This is a genomic window from Vibrio sp. D173a, assembly GCF_030248475.1.
The window spans coordinates 1-1,583 of sequence record NZ_JAHGAH010000153.1 but is presented as its reverse complement, the minus strand read 5'-3'; the positions used below and the strand labels follow the sequence as shown (position 1 = coordinate 1,583).

At 42.3% G+C, this 1,583-nt stretch carries 2 protein-coding genes and 1 pseudogene; all 3 read right to left on the bottom strand.

What is annotated here, in order from left to right; genetic code table 11:
• Positions 1–165, bottom strand: a pseudogene (locus KIV40_RS16135) (IS110 family transposase); the annotation flags it as partial.
• A gap of 186 nt (positions 166–351) precedes the next feature.
• Positions 352–1,233, bottom strand: a complete 882-nt coding sequence (locus tag KIV40_RS16130) for a nuclear transport factor 2 family protein (RefSeq protein ID WP_285350203.1) — start codon at positions 1,231–1,233, stop codon at positions 352–354.
• A gap of 218 nt (positions 1,234–1,451) precedes the next feature.
• On the bottom strand, positions 1,452–1,583 hold a 132-nt coding region (locus KIV40_RS16125; RefSeq protein ID WP_214255976.1), incomplete at its 5' end, for a transposase domain-containing protein.

Sequence of the window (1,583 nt, the reverse complement as noted above, 5' to 3'; positions counted from 1 at the left end):
ACATGACTCCATTGCTAGAGCAGTTTGCTCTGGTAGTTGGCGGACAGTATCGAGAAGCTTATCTCGCTTTACCTTTCTGTTTGATAAAATTTGTCCATTTGTACCCAGAACACACACTTGGAAGAGATTTTTCGCTATATCAATACCGACAACTTTAATAGACATACTTGTTACTCCTGCTCTTAATGGTTGTACTATTAGTTTGGTACAACGACGCTAGAAGGGAGGGGCGTCCATCACATCAAAGCCTTGTCAGTGTCGCAACTGACATATAAAACTTTCCAGCAGATTTAGTGAAGTTGCCACTAATGGCAACCTCACAAAAGCATACGATTGAGTTCCAATCCAGCATTAAAATACCGCATCTCTAGGGTTAGCATTATTTGCAGGGATTGCACTCAGACCATCCCAGTGCTCGACGATTTTGTAGTTTTCGTCAAAGCGAAGAATGTCTGTCACAGCAAGTGTTTCAGAGCTATCCGTCCACTTAGCGTGAATCGCTGCAAAATCACCCGTTACAATCACTTTTGAAATATCAATCTGAACTTCATAACCCTGGCTGCCTAAGTGAGTAACCAAATCAACCAGTGCTTTCTTGTCAGACTTTCCTTCCGCTTTCGCACTAGGATTATGTTGAACAAAGTTCTCACCTAGGTATTTTTGAGCAGCACTTGCGTCCATGTTATCCCAGGTAGTGTAGAAGTAATCCAGGGCAATAGAGCGGATCTTTTCCTTATCCAGACAGCTTTTCAGGTTAACCCCTGGTCCTGATGTGTATGATTCTGGTGCAATACCTTCTTTGAACTCAGCAACTACGTCCCAGTGTTCAGTGATCTTGCCATCATTAACACGATACCAGTCGTAACTTACTTCGAAAGGTTTACCTTCTAATGAATCCACACTTTGAGTTAGTACAATATCTCCCTCAGCAAATGCACGAACATTTTCAACATGGAATGTCGGCATCTTGTTTTGCATGTATTTAATGAAGCCGACTAATCCTTGCGCACCATCTTTACCGCCAGGACTGTGCTGAACATAGCGTTTCTCACTGATAAAGTTGTGGATCTTATCAGCTGACTTGTCATTAAAATTACTTTTGCTGGAGTTGATCGCCAGTTGAATGTTTTGCTCTTGTACCTCGCCCAGAGGCATGCAATCATTTGCAAAGCTCAGTGAGCTAAAAGACAAAGCAATTGGTAGAACCAGAAGAGATTTTGTAAAAGTGCTCATTATTATTCCTTTGTGGATGTCATTACTGGATGTCATTTCGAGACCTTAATATTTTTGAACATTTTCACTTCAAAGACTACAACCAAGGTTGAGTATGTGTTTCACAATTTTGTCAAGAATGCCAAATTTTGCAAAAGCGTCCTAAGCAATGGAATTTTTCTTACATTGCGCTCGCCTCATTAATCGTATGCGCCCCATGAACCCACGGGGCGGTGTTGTTAATGTTTGAAGTTCCAAGGTAGGAGCGCATCGATATCAGGCTCAGCTTTCGCGAGCTCTTTCATGCACTTGACCATGTAGTCGTAGAGGATAAGGCCGTTGGCTTTCGCCGTCTCGACGATGCTGTAAAG

Coding starts and splice junctions, on each gene's coding strand:
- KIV40_RS16130 (WP_285350203.1), bottom strand. CDS start 1,233: ATGAGCACTTTTACAAAATCTCTTCTGGTTCTACCAATTGCTTTGTCT.